The 15,480-nt window shown below is 61.2% G+C and carries 15 protein-coding genes; 8 read left to right on the top strand and 7 right to left on the bottom strand.

The annotated features are described in order from the left end of the window. The 4 genes from QO002_RS25030 (at window position 1) to QO002_RS25015 (ending at window position 4,002) form a co-directional block, all read left to right on the top strand. Window positions 1-1,140 carry an ABC transporter substrate-binding protein gene (locus QO002_RS25030; protein ID WP_307234960.1) on the top strand — a complete coding sequence of 380 codons (1,140 nt, stop codon included), beginning with the start codon at window positions 1-3 and terminating at the stop codon, window positions 1,138-1,140. A gap of 72 nt (window positions 1,141-1,212) precedes the next feature. Further along, window positions 1,213-2,247 carry an ABC transporter ATP-binding protein gene (locus tag QO002_RS25025; protein WP_307235089.1) on the top strand — a complete coding sequence of 345 codons (1,035 nt, stop codon included), beginning with the start codon at window positions 1,213-1,215 and terminating at the stop codon, window positions 2,245-2,247. After that, window positions 2,244-3,140: an ABC transporter permease gene (locus QO002_RS25020; protein ID WP_307234958.1), complete on the top strand. Its 897-nt coding sequence runs from the start codon at window positions 2,244-2,246 to the stop codon at window positions 3,138-3,140. Before QO002_RS25025 ends, QO002_RS25020 begins: the two co-directional genes overlap by 4 nt. After that, window positions 3,133-4,002: an ABC transporter permease gene (locus QO002_RS25015; protein ID WP_307234956.1), complete on the top strand. Its 870-nt coding sequence runs from the start codon at window positions 3,133-3,135 to the stop codon at window positions 4,000-4,002. Before QO002_RS25020 ends, QO002_RS25015 begins: the two co-directional genes overlap by 8 nt. A 92-nt stretch (window positions 4,003-4,094) precedes the next feature. Here QO002_RS25015 and QO002_RS25010 read toward each other — a convergent pair whose 3' ends face one another. From QO002_RS25010 to QO002_RS24990, 5 genes are read right to left on the bottom strand one after another with little or no spacing between them, the layout of a single operon-like run. Continuing rightward, complete coding sequence (locus QO002_RS25010; RefSeq protein ID WP_307234954.1) at window positions 4,095-5,555, bottom strand: aldo/keto reductase; 1,461 nt, start codon at window positions 5,553-5,555, stop codon at window positions 4,095-4,097. Between the two features lie 5 nt (window positions 5,556-5,560). Next, the gene (locus QO002_RS25005) at window positions 5,561-6,532 is read right to left on the bottom strand and encodes a branched-chain amino acid ABC transporter permease (RefSeq protein WP_307234952.1); all 972 of its coding nucleotides are present in this window, start codon (window positions 6,530-6,532) and stop codon (window positions 5,561-5,563) included. Then, window positions 6,529-7,440 carry a branched-chain amino acid ABC transporter permease gene (locus QO002_RS25000; protein ID WP_307234950.1) on the bottom strand — a complete coding sequence of 304 codons (912 nt, stop codon included), beginning with the start codon at window positions 7,438-7,440 and terminating at the stop codon, window positions 6,529-6,531. The genes QO002_RS25005 and QO002_RS25000 overlap by 4 nt, the downstream gene beginning before the upstream one ends. Further along, window positions 7,437-8,180, bottom strand: coding sequence for an ABC transporter ATP-binding protein (locus QO002_RS24995; RefSeq protein ID WP_307234948.1), 744 nt, complete (start codon window positions 8,178-8,180; stop codon window positions 7,437-7,439). Before QO002_RS24995 ends, QO002_RS25000 begins: the two co-directional genes overlap by 4 nt. Next, complete coding sequence (locus QO002_RS24990) at window positions 8,177-8,986, bottom strand: ABC transporter ATP-binding protein (RefSeq protein WP_307234946.1); 810 nt, start codon at window positions 8,984-8,986, stop codon at window positions 8,177-8,179. The genes QO002_RS24995 and QO002_RS24990 overlap by 4 nt, the downstream gene beginning before the upstream one ends. A 100-nt stretch (window positions 8,987-9,086) precedes the next feature. On the opposite strand from QO002_RS24990, the gene QO002_RS24985 reads away from it, so the two are divergent. Genes QO002_RS24985 through QO002_RS24970 form a run of 4 tightly spaced genes read left to right on the top strand, consistent with a single transcriptional unit; the run spans window position 9,087 to window position 12,504 of the window. Next, entirely contained in the window at window positions 9,087-9,842 is a 756-nt protein-coding gene (locus QO002_RS24985; protein WP_307234943.1) for a GntR family transcriptional regulator, read from the top strand. Further along, the gene (locus QO002_RS24980; RefSeq protein WP_307234941.1) at window positions 9,835-10,185 is read left to right on the top strand and encodes a TIGR04076 family protein; all 351 of its coding nucleotides are present in this window, start codon (window positions 9,835-9,837) and stop codon (window positions 10,183-10,185) included. Before QO002_RS24985 ends, QO002_RS24980 begins: the two co-directional genes overlap by 8 nt. A gap of 10 nt (window positions 10,186-10,195) precedes the next feature. Further along, the gene (locus tag QO002_RS24975) at window positions 10,196-11,242 is read left to right on the top strand and encodes an aldo/keto reductase (RefSeq protein ID WP_307234939.1); all 1,047 of its coding nucleotides are present in this window, start codon (window positions 10,196-10,198) and stop codon (window positions 11,240-11,242) included. A gap of 29 nt (window positions 11,243-11,271) precedes the next feature. Continuing rightward, on the top strand, window positions 11,272-12,504 hold the full coding sequence (locus QO002_RS24970) for an ABC transporter substrate-binding protein (protein WP_307235087.1): 1,233 nt from the start codon (window positions 11,272-11,274) through the stop codon (window positions 12,502-12,504). A 204-nt stretch (window positions 12,505-12,708) separates the two neighbouring features. Here QO002_RS24970 and QO002_RS24965 read toward each other — a convergent pair whose 3' ends face one another. Beyond that, entirely contained in the window at window positions 12,709-13,221 is a 513-nt protein-coding gene (locus QO002_RS24965; RefSeq protein WP_307234937.1) for a hypothetical protein, read from the bottom strand. A gap of 170 nt (window positions 13,222-13,391) precedes the next feature. Beyond that, complete coding sequence (locus QO002_RS24960; RefSeq protein ID WP_307234936.1) at window positions 13,392-15,179, bottom strand: trimethylamine N-oxide permease; 1,788 nt, start codon at window positions 15,177-15,179, stop codon at window positions 13,392-13,394. Window positions 15,180-15,480: the final 301 nt, after the last annotated feature.

Genomic DNA, 15,480 nt, shown 5'->3' with positions numbered 1-15,480 from the left:
ATGGCATTCGACGACTTCCAAAACGGCATCAACCGCCGCGATGCAATGAAGCTGGCGCTCGGGGCGGCCGCGGTCATCGGTGCGCCGGCCATCCTCGGACGTGCCGGCATCGCCTCGGCCCAGACATCCTTTGCCGGCGAAGAGCTGATCGCGGTGTCCTGGTCGGGCAATCACGAACTCAGCTTCCGCGATACGGTGGTCAAATCGTTCAACGAAAAATACGGCACCAAGGTCGAGACCGTCGGTGGCTGGGACCAGATGATTGCGCAGATCGTCGCCGCACCCGCCGACAATCCGCCCTTCGACATCACCATTGCCGACGAATACACGACCACGACCGGCATGGCGCAGAACGTCTTCACCAAGATAGATCGATCGAAGTTTCCCGGAAATGCCAACATCTATCCCTGGTTCGACGAGAATCGCGGCGCAGCTAAGGACTACGGCGTACCATTCGGTACGGGTTCGCTTTGGATGCTGACGGCCAAGTCGAGTGGGCTCAAGCCCAACAGCTGGAAGGGTTTCTGGGACGAGAAGGCCATAGGCAAGACGACCCTCGACGCCTCCGCATTCTACTGGGATCTCTGCATTCCCGCATTGCTCTCGCAGGCCAAGCCCGGCATTGACGAAGTGTTCGGCACGCCGGCCGAAGCCGAGCTTCTGTTCAAGGAACTCGACAAGCTCAAGGTCGCCAAGTGGTACAAGGACGGCGCGGAGCTGACCAATCTCATGACGCAAGAAGAGGCGACGGTGGCGATGATGTATTCCGCCGACGCCTTTGGTTTCATCAAGGAATACGGCGACGATTTCGAGGCTGCGATCCCTGACGAAGGCACGGCTTCCTACACCAACTGGTTCATGAAGGTTCGCGGTACCAAGCATTCCGAACTGAGCGACCTGTTCATGAGCTACCTGCTCGAGAAGGAAACGCAGCAGAGCTTCCTCAATGCCTCGACGGATTTCATGTCGCTCCGGGGCCTTGAACCGCCGCCGCACTGGCAGAGCTATCCGCGCGACGAGCAGGCGCTGCGCAATACCTACAAGCTCTTCGGCATCGATGGCTGGGACAAGTTTGGCCCCAACTGGGATGCCTATAGCGTCCGCATGAAGGAAACTATCACCAGGACGACCGAGGGCTGATCCTGCCCTCTCGCGAAGCGCCCGCGGCGGCGCTTCGCGCTTTTCGATGCGGAGTTGATTGTCTTGGCAAGCATGAATGCACTGGAACTTGATGGCATCCGGCGCGCCTTTGGTGGCGTCGTGGCCGTCGATGATGTTTCCATTGATGTAAGGCGTGGCGAGTTCGTCACCCTCCTTGGGCCTTCGGGTTCGGGAAAAACCTCCACGCTCAGGCTGATCGGCGGTTTCGAGCAGCCCGATGCCGGTGCGATCCGCATCAATGGCAGCCGGGTTGATCACCTGCCGGCCTATCAGCGGGACACGACGACGATCTTTCAGACGGGTGCGCTTTTTCCGCACAAGACCGTGGCCGAAAACGTTGCCTACGGCCTGCGCATGCGGGGTGTCTCAAAGGCCGATATCTCTTCGCGCGTTAGGCAAGCGCTCGATGTGGTCCGCCTTTCCGGCTACGAGGAACGCTATCCGGCGCAATTGTCCGGCGGACAGAAACAGCGTGTCGCGCTCGCCCGCTCGATGGTGGTCCGTCCGGCTATCCTGCTGTTCGACGAGCCGCTGTCGGCGCTGGACCTGTCGCTTCGGCTGCAATTGCGGGCCGAAATCAAAAGACTGCATGACGAGATCGGCTTCAGCGCGATTTACGTTACCCACGACCAGGGCGAGGCAATGGCGATGTCGAGCCGGGTTGCCGTGATGCGCAGCGGTCGTATCGAGCAAATCGACCGTCCGGAAAAGGTGTTCGGCGAGCCCTCCAGCGAATTCGTCTACACCTTCATCGGCGAGAGTTGCTGCCTTCGGGCGCAGGTTTCGGCGGGCACTGCCGCCGACAGCGATGGCACGCCGCTTGACCTGCGCCTTTCAACGCCCCTCAGCGAAGGTTCATGGCGCCTCTATGTCAGGCCGAGCCGCTTGTATCTTGGCCGCACCGACATGCAGAACGGCCTCAGGGCGCGGCTCGACTTCACAGAGTTCCTTGGCGACGTTCATCGTTACCATTTCAAGGCCGGCAAGCTGGAGCTGTTTGCCGATCATCCCGGTGCGATCGCGCATCGACCGGGCGATTTCGTCGACATCGGCTGGCAGACTGTAGACATGATGGTCTATCAATGAGCGCCGCAGCCGATAACATCGCCATGCGGCGAAAACCGAACTGGCGCGTGCGGTTGACACCGTGGCTTTTGATGTCGCCGGCTCTGCTGATCGCCATCGCCTTCTTCGGCCTGCCGATCGCCTTCATGGGACGGATGAGCTTCAACGAGCATATCGACCAGCGTTTCTTTGTGCCGGGGTTCACTCTGGACAACTACGCGGCCATGCTGACCGACCCGACCTTCAGCGCCGCGCTCTGGACGACGATGCGGCTGGCGCTGATCTCATCTATCGTCACCGTCATTATCGGCTATGTCTTCGCCATGCTGGTCTGGCTGAAACCGAAACGCTGGCGGCTGGCCTTTATCGCACTCGCGCTTTGCCCGCTGCTGATTTCGGAGATCTCGATCATCTTCGGCTGGTGGATGTTTTTCCCGAAGAACGGCCTGCTGAGCTACGCACTCGTCTCTTCTGGCCTGATCACGGACAAGATCAGCCTGATGTACACCGAGTTCGCCGCGTTTGTCGGCCTCACCTATGTCACCTTGCCATTCTGCTTCTTCATCCTGCTGTCAATCTTCGACGGGGTCGACAAAAAGGTTCTTGAGGCGAGCGCCGATCTGGGCGCGGCGCCTGTGCGAACCTTCTACGAAGTGCTGTTGCCGTTGACCAAGGGCGGTATCGCAGCCTCCTTCGCCCAATCCTTCATCTGGGCGGTCGGCACCTATGCGACGCCGTCTGCACTCGGTCCCGACACGCTCTGGACCATCGGCTACTTGATCCAGGAACAGATGCTGGGCAAGCACAACTGGCCTCGCGCTGCCGCATTCTCGATGGTGCTGACGCTGGGGGTAGCCGTGGTCATGATGATCATCCGCCTGCTGTCGTCGAAACGGACGGTGCTCAATGGCTGACACCTCGATTGTTCCGACCCGAGATATCCACGTTGCTCCGATCGCACGAGCGAGGATGGATGCCGTCGTGTTGCGCATCCTGACGCTCACCTTCACCCTTTTCATCATCGCCTATATCGCGATCCCGGTGGTCGTGACGCTGGTCATGTCCTTCAACGATGCTGCGGTGATCCGGTTTCCGATCAAGGCATGGTCGCTCCGTTGGTACGCGGATTTCTTCAACAGTCCCCAATGGGTCGATGCACTGAAGAGCAGCGTCATAATCGCGCTCGGCACCACGCTCATCTCGACCGTATCCGGCGTACTCGCCGCGTGGGCCTTCGAACGCTTCACCTTCGCCTTCAAGCCGCTCGTCTACCTGCTGATCATGCTGCCGCTCTTCATGCCGGGCGTCGTGCTCGGGCTCGGCGTCGCGATGGCCTTCGGAGACGTATCGATGTTCGGTGTCGATATCTATGGCTCACGTATGCTGGTCATCCTTGCGCATTCGCTCTGGGCGATGCCGCTGGTCTTCATGCTGATGGAAGCCACGTTCCGCACCGTTGACCATCGCATTGTCGAAGCGTCGTATGATCTGGGAGGGCGGCCCTTTCAGACGTTCTTCGAAATCGTCCTGCCGTCCGTCTCGACCGGCATCATCTCCTCGGCGCTGTTTGCCTTCGTGATCTCGCTCAACGAATTCGTCATGGCTCTGTTCCTGACGACGCGCGACACGCAAACGTTGCCGGTATTGATGTGGCTAAGCCTTCGCTCGGCCGGCACGCCCAGACTTGCGGTGGCCTCGGTTATCCTCGCCGCGGCCCTCTTCGTGAGCCTCTCGCTGATCATTGTGTGGTACACAAGGCAGTTGAGAAAGACTTGATTCCGTAAGCGCGGATATAGTGTAACTGACGCGGGCCTGAGAACGTCGCCACACCTGTTGGTGTTCTGGGGTTGCGGCAGCGATGTTCCCGCTCAATCGCAGAGTGCTTCCGCCTCGATCTCGACCTCGTAGTCCCCAATCAGGTTTCCGGCCTCGATCAGCGTATTGGCCGGCAGCACGGACGAGAAGGCGCGGCCGTGGGCGCGTGAAACAGGCTCCCACCGGTTGGCGTCGCGCAGATAGATGCGAGTGCGGATAACATCTTCCATGCTGCCGCCGAGCGCGGAGATGGACGCGGCAATCTTGTCGAGGATGTAGGTTGCCTGTGCCCCGGCATCACTGGGAGCGACGCAACGGTCCGTGCCATGGGTCGCGGTGGTGCCGGAAACGAGGATGCGGTTGCCGATCCTGACCGCACGGCTGTAACCGGCGATGGGCTCCCAGATGCTGCCGGATGAAACGCGTGAACGGCCCGGTCTGCCGGGCACAGCGACAGCGGTATAGATCGACGGAATTGCGTCCAGATGGTGGCTGAGATCACCTGAGGCCGTCAGGAAAGGCGGCTTGCGGTATTCGTCGCCGCAATCGCCCGGAATGGGTTGTGTCGCTGAAAAGGCGGCGTCGAGCGCCGCGTGGTCATCGCTATCAAGGGTGAAGGAAAACACCTTGAGATTGTCGTTGCGATGTTCGTTTTCGCCGATGCGCGCACCAACGATGGTTGCGGCAACGGAGGGGTGCTCGAGAACCCAGCGGCTGGCGACGTTCGAGATCGAGACCTGATGCTTTGCCGCAATGTTGCCGGCCGCACGCAGAATGTCCTGAAACGCCTCCCAGCCGCCCGCGGTATCGATGAAGCGCTTGTATTTCGAGCGGCTCCAATCGGCGATTTCAGCGGGCTCCGGTTGGCCGAGCCATTTTTCCGAGAGAAAGCCACCACAGAGCGTGCCATAGGCCAGCAGCTTGACGCCACTTTTGGCACAAAGATCCGACAAGCCTCCGGCTGCCCGGCGATCGACCAGCGAGAACGAAACCTGATTGGTGGTGATTTCGATGCCATCTGCCAGCGCCAGTGCCAGATGCCCGGCGTCGAAATTGGTAAGCCCGAGCGCACCAATCAGGCCTTCCTCGCGCAGGCGCTGCATCTGGTGCAGGGCGTCGAGCCAGCCGGGATGCTCGAAGCTCCACCAATGGAACTGAAGCAGATCGACCTTGTTCACGCCAAGCCGTTTAAGACGTTCCTCGACGCCGCGACGTACCACATCCGTGGTCATCGGACCGGGCTCGGGGCACCATTTGGTGAAGGCGACCGGTCGATTGCCGCCTTCATAACGCGCCAGCAACCGGCCGGTGATCAGCTCGGCCGAGCCGTAGTGATCGGCCATGTCGAATGTATCGAAGCCGTCGCGGGCATAGGCCTGCAGCGCATCGGCGCCCTTTTCGGGATCGATGGTCGTGCCGCCCTTCTCGATGTCTGCGACTTGCCACAGGCCGCAGACAATCCGGCTGATCGAGAGGTCTTCTGTGAGCGCGATGCGATCCGGAACTTGCGACATGGTTTTTATTCCTTGGATTTCTGTGTGCGCTTGCGCGTGAGCGATGCCAGCGCATTCGAAGCGCCGAGAATGCCGCGGGGGCGCAGGAGGAGGATCAGGCACAGGCCGACCCCGATCATAACAATCTGCAGGGATGCAGCGCGTGCCTGCTGCTCCGGCGGCACGAAAGCAGAGACGGCGGCGGCCGACAGCGCCCAGAGGCCCCAGACGAGCACTGCGCCGAGGATCGCACCGCGATTGTTGCCGGACCCACCGACGATCAGCATGGCCCAGACCTGGAAGGTCAGGATCGGCAGATAGTTATCAGGTGCGATGAAGCCGATGAAATGGCCTTGCGCGGCACCGGCAAGCCCCATGACAGCGCCGCCAATGGTAAAGGCTTGCAGCCGGAAACGGATCGGTCGCTTGCCGAGCGCCTGCGCCGCCGTCTCGTCCTCGCGGATCGCCCGGAGCACGCGGCCCCACGGGCTTTTGGCCAGATGCTGGAGCGCGAGGTAAAGTGCCAGCACGACGGCGGACATCAGCGCGAGATTGGAAAGGCCGAAGGCGAGCGGGTCACCCGCCAGACTGCCGAACGGCCGCGGAATGAAGCCGATGCCGAAGGCGCCGCCTGTCAGCGGTTGCAGGTTAAGCACGCAAAGCTGCACCGTGACAGCAACGCCGAACGTGGCGATGGCGAGATAGTCTGATCGAAGCCGTATGGTGAGTGCGCCAACCAGCCAGGCGGCGATGCCCGCGGCAAGCGCGCCTCCGATCCAACCCACGGCAATCGGCAGGCCGAAGCCGCCGACCCTGTCGATAGCGTCGGGTGTCGTCAGTAAGGCCGAGACGTATGCGCCGATCGCGACGAACGCGGCGATGCCGACGTTGAAAAGGCCAGTCTGGCCCCATTGCACGTTAAGGCCGAGGCACATGATGGCATAGGTCAGCGCCATCGTCAGGAAGAAGGCGGCGTAGGCGATCAAGTCCAGGCTCATGCCGCCCTCCCGAACAGGCCGCGCGGGCGCAGAAGCAGAACCGCAACGAGGATGACGAAGGAGACGGCGGCGCGCCATTCCGCACCGACCAGTTGCACGGCGGCTGCCTCGGACAGGCCGACGATCAGCCCGGCGATCATTGCACCAGGCACGCTGCCGATGCCGCCGAGGATCGCTGCGGCAAACAGCGGCAGCAACAGGTCGTGGCCGAGATAGGGGCGGATCTGCACAAGGAGCCCGGTCATGACGCCGGCGATACAGGCGAGTGCCGCACCAACGAACCAGACGACGCGGATCACCCGGCGTACATCGACACCGGCAATGCCCGCAAGCGCCGGATTTTCGCTGACGGCCCGCATCGAGCGACCGATGTCGGTGCGGGTCATCAGCAGGTGAATGGCGATGACGGCGACCAGCGCGACGCCGAGCGACAGAAGCTGATCCGGCGTCGCGCGCAGGCCGCCGCCGATCTGAACTGCGATCTGCAGCGCCTTGGTGTAGTAAGCCGGCTTCGAGGTGAAGATGAATTCGAGCAGGCTGCGCAGCGCCAGTGAAGCGCCGAAGCTCGCCATCACCAGAATGATCACGGCGCTACCACGCGCCCGCAACCGGCCGAACAGCACGGCGTCCACGGCGAGCGCGAGCATGCCCGTCAGAATGATCGCGACAATCGCTGCGAGCGGCAAGGACCAGCCGAAGGAGAACGGGCCGATGGGCTTCGTCAGCGTGGTTGAAAGCAGGCCGAGACCACCGCTCACCGCAAGCGCCAGATAAGCGCCCCAGGAGAGCAGTTCGCCATGGGCGAAATTGGCAAAGCGCAGGATCGAATAGGTCAATGTTACGCCGATGGCACCGAGGCCAATCATCGCGCCGGCAATCAGGCCATCCATCAGAAATTGCAGGTTCATGGCTGCTCTGCCTTTTGCGGCTGTGATGCGCCGAGATAGAGCTTGGCGATGATGGGATCACCTAGCAGCGATGACGCTTCGCCCTCGTGGCGGATCTTGCCCTCGACCAGAATGACGGCGCGGCTGGCAATCGCCAGCGCCGCCTTCACGTTCTGCTCGACCAGAATGACCGTGACGCCGCCGGCATTGATCTTCTTCAGCATCGCAAAGACCTCCGCCACGATTTTCGGCGATAGACCGGCGGAAGGTTCATCGAGAATGAGCACTGGTGGATCGACAATCAGCGCGCGCGCGACCGCCAGCATCTGGCGCTGTCCGCCAGAGAGCGCGCCGGCCAGCCGCGAAGGCTTTGTCGCGAGATCGGGAAAACGCCGGTAGAGCGCTGCGATCTTTTCCGCGCGCTGGGGTTTCGGCAGCACGGCGGCAGCAAGCTGAAGGTTTTCGTGGATGGTGAGCGTCGCGAAGATGTTTTCCGTCTGCGGCACGAAGGCGAGGCCTTCGCCGATCTTGCGGTGGGCGGCAACGCGGGTGATCTCGCGGCTGCCGAGCGAGATGCTACCGGAATGCACGGGCACGACACCGGCGATCGCCTTGACCAGCGTTGATTTGCCGGCGCCGTTCGGCCCCAGAAGCACCAATAGCTCCCCCGGCGCGACAGAGAGATCGACACCGCGCACGATCGGCAGGTCGGGCTCGTATCCGGCGACCAACGCCTTGGTCTGAAGAGCGGGAACCGTCATGCCACGGCCCCGAGATAGGCCTCGATCACAGCGGCATTGGAGGCGACATCCGCAGGCGTGCCTTCGGCCAGCGGCTTGCCGAGAGCCATAGCGACGACGCGTGAGCAGAGCCGCGAGACCATGTCCATGTTGTGCTCGATCAGCAGGATCGACTTGCCCTCGGCGTTGAGCGAGAGAACGCGCTCAATGATGATCTCCAGCAGCGCAGGATTGACGCCGGCTGCCGGCTCATCGAGCAGGATCGCCTGCGGATCGGCCATCAGGATGCGCGCCAGTTCCAAGAGCTTGCGCTGGCCGCCGGAAAGCACCCTGGCGGGTTGGGCTTCAAGGCCGGATAGCGTTACGAATTCCAGGAGCGTGCGCGCCTTGTCGATCGCCAGCTTTTCCTGCCGCCGGACATGGCCGGGGCGCAGGAAGTTTGCGAGCAGGGTTTCCCCATCCTGCGCCTGCGCGCCAGCCAAAACGTTTTCGAGCACGGTCATGTCGAGAAAGGGTTTGGGGATCTGGAAAGTCCGCCCGACGCCGCGGCCGATGCGCCGTTCCGGGCTCTCCTGCGAAACGTCCAGGCCACCAATCCAGATTTCGCCCGATGTCGGCTTGAGACTGCCGGCGATCAAATTGAACAGCGTCGTCTTGCCCGCTCCGTTCGGCCCGATCAACCCGAGCATCTCTCCAGCCGCGAGCCTGAGCGACATGCCGGCAACGGCAGTGTTGCCGTCAAACGTCTTCACCAGATCGCGCGCATCGATGACCGCTCTGGCAGCGGGCGCAGCGTTCGATGTGGCTTCGGGCACGGGAGAGGGCATGGCTGAAAGAAGTCTCTTGATTTGATCGATGATGTTTGATCAAACTTTACTGCATGGAGAAATGCAACCCAAAAAAGCGGTGTGGGGCGGAGCAGGTGAGATGTCTGTCCAGATGAGGAAAGCCTTCGAGACCGGCCCTGATCGTGACGACGCCCTGTCGCCGGTCGGCCGCGAGACCCTGCAGGATCGCGTCTATGCACAGCTGCGCAATTCGCTGATCAATGGCATGTTCGATGCCGGCGACGTTCTGCGCATCGTCGATCTCGCCGATCGGCTGCAAACCAGCACCATGCCGGTGCGCGAGGCGCTGGGACGGCTTGTCTCCGAGCAGGCGCTGGAATCCCTGCCTAACCGGTCGGTACGCGTGCCGCTGATTACTCGCGATCGTCTCGACGATCTCGCCCGCGCCCGCATCCTGATCGAGGGACAAATGGTGGCGCTGGCGTTGCCGAACCTCACGGCCGCCGACTTTGCGGTGCTGAAGCAGATCAATGTCGATTGCGATCTGGCGTTCGACCAGCATGGCAAGGACATCGGCCATGTCACCTCGGCGCTGAACCAGCGCTTTCATTTCCACATTTATCACGCCGCGCGCTCGCAGGTGCTGATCCCGATCGTCGAGAGCCTGTGGCTGCAGTCGGGCGCGATCATTCGCAAGGCGGCGCATATCCATGACGAGCAGGGAGGACTGGCGGCGACAAATCACCATTGGGCGCTGATTGACGCCCTGGAGCGACGCGATGCGGAAGGCGCGATGCAGTCGCTGTCCAACGATATCAGCCGGTCTTTCGATCTCATCCGCGGGCGGCTGGATGCGGCGCCCGATGTCACTGCGGAGGGCGCGAACCATGGCTGATCCCGTGGACGATGGTTTCGACCTGTTCGACCTGCGCGTCGATGTGATCATTCCCGAAGGCGGTGCCGTCTATTGCGGCGCAAAGCCCGGCGATCATTTCGAGCTGCAGGGCGAGATGCTGCATCTGCCGCCGGGGCAGGGCATTTCGATTTATTCGCTGTCATCCGTCCTGCCGCTTTTGGCTGCCAAGCAGCGCCCGACTGATAGCAACGACTGGATGACGACGGATGCCGATATAGCCTGCCCGGACCCGAATTGTTCCACTCGGCTCAGGATCACCCGCACGGGTCTCCGCCGTTTCAGCCATGCCGCGACGACAGCGGTTCCCTTGATTGACGAATAGGCCAGACATCATGCAACGCATCACCATCGCGCCCGGCTACGACATCTCCCGCGTCATCCGCGGTGGCTGGCAGTTGGCAGGCGGGCATGGCGCTATCGATGCCGACATCGCCATCGAGGACATGATCGCCTTTGCCGATGCCGGTATCACCACATTCGACTGCGCCGACATCTACACCGGGGTCGAGGAGCTGATCGGCCGCTTCCGTTTGGCCTACAAGAACCTGCGTGGAGCTGAGGCGCTGTCGCGCATCCGCGTGCACACCAAATTCGTGCCGGATCTGGCGGTGCTGCCCGTTATCAGCAAGGCCTATGTCGAGGGTGTCATCGACACCTCGCGCAAGCGCCTCAATCTCGATTGCCTCGATCTCGTCCAGTTCCACTGGTGGGCCTATGACATCCCGGGTTGGCTGGAAACGGGGGGCTGGCTGAAGGAGCTGCATCAGGCCGGCAAGATCGGCAAGATCAGCGGCACCAATTTCGACACCGACCATATCGAGGCGATCGTTGGTGCTGGCGTGCCGTTCACTTCGTTGCAGCTGCAATATTCGCTGCTCGATCGGCGCCCGGAAAAGCGCATGGTGCAGCTTGCGGCCGAGAAGAATTTTGCGCTGTTCTGCTATGGCACGGTTGCCGGCGGCTTCCTTGGAGATCGCTGGCTCGACCAGCCGGAGCCGGAGCATCCGCTCGAAAACCGGTCGCTGACCAAATACAAGCTGATCATCGACGATTTTGGCGGCTGGGACCTGTTCCAGGCACTGCTGTCGACGCTGAGAAAGATTGCCGATCGCCATCAGGTGGATATTGCCACTGTCGCGAGCGCTGCGATGCTGACCAAGCGGGGCGTGGCCGCTGTTATCGTCGGCGCCCGCAACCGTGACCATTTGCCGTCCAATCTCGCGATTGCGGATATCGAGCTTTCGGTAACCGATCTGGCGGAGATCGAGGCGATCCTACGCCAGGCAAATCCGCTGGATGGTGACGTCTATACGCTGGAGCGGGACCGGGAGGGCCGCCACGGCAGCATCATGAAATACAATCTCAACAAAGGGGAATAACAATGAGAACCACATTTCTGCTTTCCGCCATGGTCGCTGCGCTCGCGGCATCCACGGCACCAACGTTCGCAGCCGATTGCGACATCACCGTCGGTCTCGTCATGGAGCTGACCGGCCCTGCCGGCGAATACGGCCAGGCGGGCGCAAAGTCCGTCGAAATGGCTTTCCGTGATTTCAACGATGCCGGTGGTGTCGATGGCTGCAAGGTGGTGGCCGATACGCGCGACAGCCAGAGCCAGGGCAACGTTGCCGTCGATCAGGCGACCCAGCTCGTCAACATCAAGAAGGTGCCCGTCATTATCGGCGGCATCATCTCGTCGGTCTCTATCCCGATCCTGACCTCCGTCACCGCGCCGGCCGGCGTCGTGCAGGTCTCGCCGGCCTCGTCGTCGCCGACGCTCACCGAGCTGGGCCGCGAGGGCAAGACCAATGGCGTGTTCTTCCGCACCATCACGTCGGATGCCTTGCAGGGCACCGCCGCCGCCAAATACGCTGTTGATCAGGGCCTGAAGAAGATCGCCATCATCAACGTCAACAATGACTTCGGCGTCAACATGGTGAAAGAATTCGCCACCGCCTACACGAAGCTCGGCGGCACCATCACCTCGACCACGCCTTATAACGAGAAGCAGTCGAGCTATTCCTCCGAGGCAAGTGCCGCAATGGCGGGCGAGCCGGATGCACTTTATCTCGTCAGCACGCCGGTTGACGGCGCAACGATCGCGCGTGCCTGGATCTCCGGCGGCGGCAAGCAGACTTTCCTCTTGAACGACGGCATGAATTCGAAGGACTTCATCGAAAGCGTCGGCGCGCAATATCTCGAAAATGCCTATGGCACGTCGTCCGGCACCAGCCCGACGGCATCGACCGAGTATTTCAACAGCAACTACGAAGCGTTCTCGGGCGGCATTTCTCCGTCCGCTCCGGCTGCGGATCGCTCCTACGATGCCGGCGCGATCGTCGCTCTCGCCATTGCTAAGGCCGGCAAGCCGGATGCGGCGGCCATCAAGGCCGCCATGCCTGAGGTCGTAGCCGAAGGCGGCACGCCAATCCATGCCGGCAAGGAAGAGTTTGCCAAGGCTCTGCAGCTTATCAAGGATGGCAAGCCCGTGAAATACGAAGGCGTTATCGGTCCCGTGAGCTTCGACCAGTACGGCGATATCACCGGCCCGTTCCGCCTCTGGAAGATCACCAATGGCGAGGTGACGACGGTTGGCGAATTGAGCGCAGAAGAAGTCACGAAGATCAAGGCTGCGAAATAAGCGAAAACAAGGGCTTGGGGCAGTGCTCCAAGCCCGCGGCATCATCCGGAAACACGCGATGGATGGCGACTGCGGGCGGTTGTTTCGCGACGGAAGGACCTTTCCTCTCGCAACGGATCACCTCAGGCGTACCACTTCGACCGCAAAAGGTGCCGTTTCGTTGGCCGAATGTCCTCCGCTACTCGGCGCGGTTTGGATGCTGGCTTACAGCTTCCCGAACGCCACGCCCCTCCAACCCCAGCCAGCTCGATGCGCGGCGTCAATTAGGGGTGTCTTTATTTCGGCGGTATCGAAGCGATATTCGTAAACCTTGCCGTAGGACAAATCTTCCTTGAAGGCGAAGGTCATGTCGAAGCTTTTTTCCCACCTTCGACCGCGAAACGCACTAGCGCTCAACGCAAGGGTGGGTATGCCGGCGCGCCATTCGACAGACCATTCCTGATCGACCGCGCGGACTTCACAATTGGAAGCATCCAATTTCATCAGCACCTTGAACACCCTTTGCAGCCCGGCCTTGGCAAATAGTTCGTACCAGCGAGCATCAACGATCTTCCATTCGGCGACGAGATCGACGCCTTCCGGCTTGCCATCACGTATGGTGAATGGCGCAGTCTTTCTATTAATGGCGATGAAATTCTTGCGAAGCGCTGTCGTCGATTGGCGGTTCACGCCCTTCGGCGCCGGTTTATATCCTGTCAGCCAGTCCAACAGTTTCACGGCAGGTTTCCTCAATCACGGGCATGGGGGGTAGTCTTTACAGTGATGCATATTAAAAAATCGAGATCAGCGGTGCTACTGAGTGGCGCAAAGAATTGTGCTCAAAGAGAAACAGAAGGGGCCGCGCAATCTTTCGATGCGCGGCCCGTTCTTGTTTGGCTGCTATCAGGTCAGGCCGGGAGCTGGAAATAAGCGTTTGCGGCGAGAACGACGGCAAGGCCGGCCGCAAGCGCTACATAGGGGAGGATGCCGGCTTTCTTGACACCGAGATCCTGGCCGACGAGGCCGAGGTCTTCCATGGCGCCCGCCGGGAATTTCCCGCCGTCGCGCACGTAGTGGCGATAGGCAAAGACCGGCAGGATCAGGGCGGCGAAGATGAAGCCGACCCAGAGCGCGTTGGAATAACCCCAGACCTTGGCGCCGGCGCCGAGGAACAGCGCGTTGACGAAGGCGAGAACGGTATTGAGGCCGATGAGCCAGGTCGGTGCCTTCCAGGGACGTTGGATATGGCCCGAATCCATGCGGTGGATCCAGCCGGCGTTGAGGTTGAGGAAGTTGAAGATGATGTAGCCGACATTGGAGACGGCCAGAACGAAGAAGTAGCCGGCCACGTCCGATGCAATGGCGAGCAGGATGAGGTTGAAGGCGAAATCGGTCCACATAGCGCGGGTAGGAGCGCCGTGTTCATTGACGTGATCGAGGTACTTCGGCAGCCAGCCGTCCTTCGCGCCCTGGTAGAGCGTACGCGAGGAACCCGCCATGGCCGTCATGATGGCCAGAAACAGTGCCATGATCATGAGCAGGACGAGGATCTGCGTGACGATCCGGCCACCATGAACGAGGCTTCCCAGCGCTTCTGCAATGCCGGTGCCATCGACGACGCCCGTTGCCAGCATGCCGGATTGGCCAATGACGCCCTGGAAGGTGAAGGGGATCAGGAAGAAGAACAGGCAGCACAGCAGGCCCGAATAGAAGATAGCCTTGAAGGTGTCGGTCTTCGGGTTCTTCAGTTCGCGGGTGTAGCAGACGGCCGTTTCAAACCCGTAGGTCGACCACGCCGCGATATAGAGCCCGCCGAGGAACAGCGTCCAGCCGCCATTGTTCCACAGTCCGTCCAAGCCGGAATAGGCTGCGGTCGGGGGCACGAGGCCGGTGACATTTGCGCTGTCAATCTGGCCGGAGAAGATCGGATAGAGGCCGATGATCAGGAGCGGCAGCAGGACGATGATGGCGAGCCATTTCTGGACGCTTGCCGTTCCCTGAATGCCGCGATGCTGGATCGCGAAGATGATCAGCATCAGGAAGCCGCCGATGAAGAAGGTGGCGTTGAGATTGGCGTTGGCGAGGAACGGAATGTCGAAACTGACAAGCGACCAGCTGCGGATTGCAGGCGTCAACGCCGCGACGCCGTCGGTCGATAGCAGGGCCGAGATGGCTTCGGCCTGGGTCTTTCCGGCATTGGCAGCGATCCATTCGGCGACGCGCGGGCTGTCGGCCGTCAGCGTTGCCATATTGGCATTGATCCATTCCATGACGGCCGGCGAGTCGGCGCCGGGAATGGGGAACAGGGCGTTGAGGATATAACCCGCCGCGATGGCGCAGCCGAGAGACAGAACCGGAGACCACGCGAACCAGTTGCACCACACCGACAGCGGCGCGATGAATTTGGAATAGCGCAGCCAGGCTGTGGCGCCATAGATCGAGGCGCCACCCGATTTGTTGCCGAACATGCCGGCGATTTCGGCGTAGGTGAAGGACTGCAGGAAGCCCATCACCATGGAAATGATCCAGACCACGAAGGCGAGCTTGCCCGTCGTGCCTGCGATGCCGCCGATGGAAAACAGCACCAGTGGCGGTACGCCGGCCGCGACCCAGAATGCCCCTTTCCAGTCCAGCGCGCGTATCAACCCGGTGCCCGGGACAGCGGCCGATCCCTCGGCCTCAACGATAGATGCCATAAACAGTCTCCTCGACCAGTTTTGTCTTGAAGCGCGTTTCCGCGCGTCCCCTTTATTGATGGTTCCCGCTGCGGTTTTTTCGCTGGATGGCGCCTGCGTTTTCGCAGTGTCACCACCTGTTCCCGTTTTCAATTTCGCGACCGCAACTTATTCTCATAGTGAATTTTTTTTCCTCTCGGTCAAGTCTCTCTTTGCTTTTCGTGACCTCCCGTAGGATAGTTTTGCCATATTGCCGGTGCACAAAGCGGCGCCTTCAGGCCATCGGAACGCCTGTGCAGCAGGGTGGGAGCTAGGATGGACA

Source organism: Pararhizobium capsulatum DSM 1112 (genome assembly GCF_030814475.1).
Classification (GTDB): Bacteria; Pseudomonadota; Alphaproteobacteria; order Rhizobiales; family Rhizobiaceae; genus Pararhizobium; species Pararhizobium capsulatum.
Note: the sequence above shows the minus strand (reverse complement) of the source record. Positions and strands in the feature narration are given on the sequence as shown.

Bases quoted from the DNA above. Each gene is read 5' to 3' on its own strand.
- QO002_RS24975 (WP_307234939.1), top strand. From the start codon at position 10,196: ATGCAACGCATCACCATCGCGCCCGGCTACGACATCTCCCGCGTCATC.
- QO002_RS24960 (WP_307234936.1), bottom strand. From the start codon at position 15,179: ATGGCATCTATCGTTGAGGCCGAGGGATCGGCCGCTGTCCCGGGCACC.
- QO002_RS24980 (WP_307234941.1), top strand. From the start codon at position 9,835: ATGGCTGATCCCGTGGACGATGGTTTCGACCTGTTCGACCTGCGCGTC.
- QO002_RS24985 (WP_307234943.1), top strand. From the start codon at position 9,087: ATGTCTGTCCAGATGAGGAAAGCCTTCGAGACCGGCCCTGATCGTGAC.
- QO002_RS25005 (WP_307234952.1), bottom strand. From the start codon at position 6,532: ATGAGCCTGGACTTGATCGCCTACGCCGCCTTCTTCCTGACGATGGCG.
- QO002_RS24995 (WP_307234948.1), bottom strand. From the start codon at position 8,180: ATGACGGTTCCCGCTCTTCAGACCAAGGCGTTGGTCGCCGGATACGAG.
- QO002_RS25000 (WP_307234950.1), bottom strand. From the start codon at position 7,440: ATGAACCTGCAATTTCTGATGGATGGCCTGATTGCCGGCGCGATGATT.
- QO002_RS24970 (WP_307235087.1), top strand. From the start codon at position 11,272: ATGGTCGCTGCGCTCGCGGCATCCACGGCACCAACGTTCGCAGCCGAT.
- QO002_RS25030 (WP_307234960.1), top strand. From the start codon at position 1: ATGGCATTCGACGACTTCCAAAACGGCATCAACCGCCGCGATGCAATG.
- QO002_RS25015 (WP_307234956.1), top strand. From the start codon at position 3,133: ATGGCTGACACCTCGATTGTTCCGACCCGAGATATCCACGTTGCTCCG.
- QO002_RS24990 (WP_307234946.1), bottom strand. From the start codon at position 8,986: ATGCCCTCTCCCGTGCCCGAAGCCACATCGAACGCTGCGCCCGCTGCC.
- QO002_RS25020 (WP_307234958.1), top strand. From the start codon at position 2,244: ATGAGCGCCGCAGCCGATAACATCGCCATGCGGCGAAAACCGAACTGG.
- QO002_RS25010 (WP_307234954.1), bottom strand. From the start codon at position 5,555: ATGTCGCAAGTTCCGGATCGCATCGCGCTCACAGAAGACCTCTCGATC.
- QO002_RS25025 (WP_307235089.1), top strand. From the start codon at position 1,213: ATGAATGCACTGGAACTTGATGGCATCCGGCGCGCCTTTGGTGGCGTC.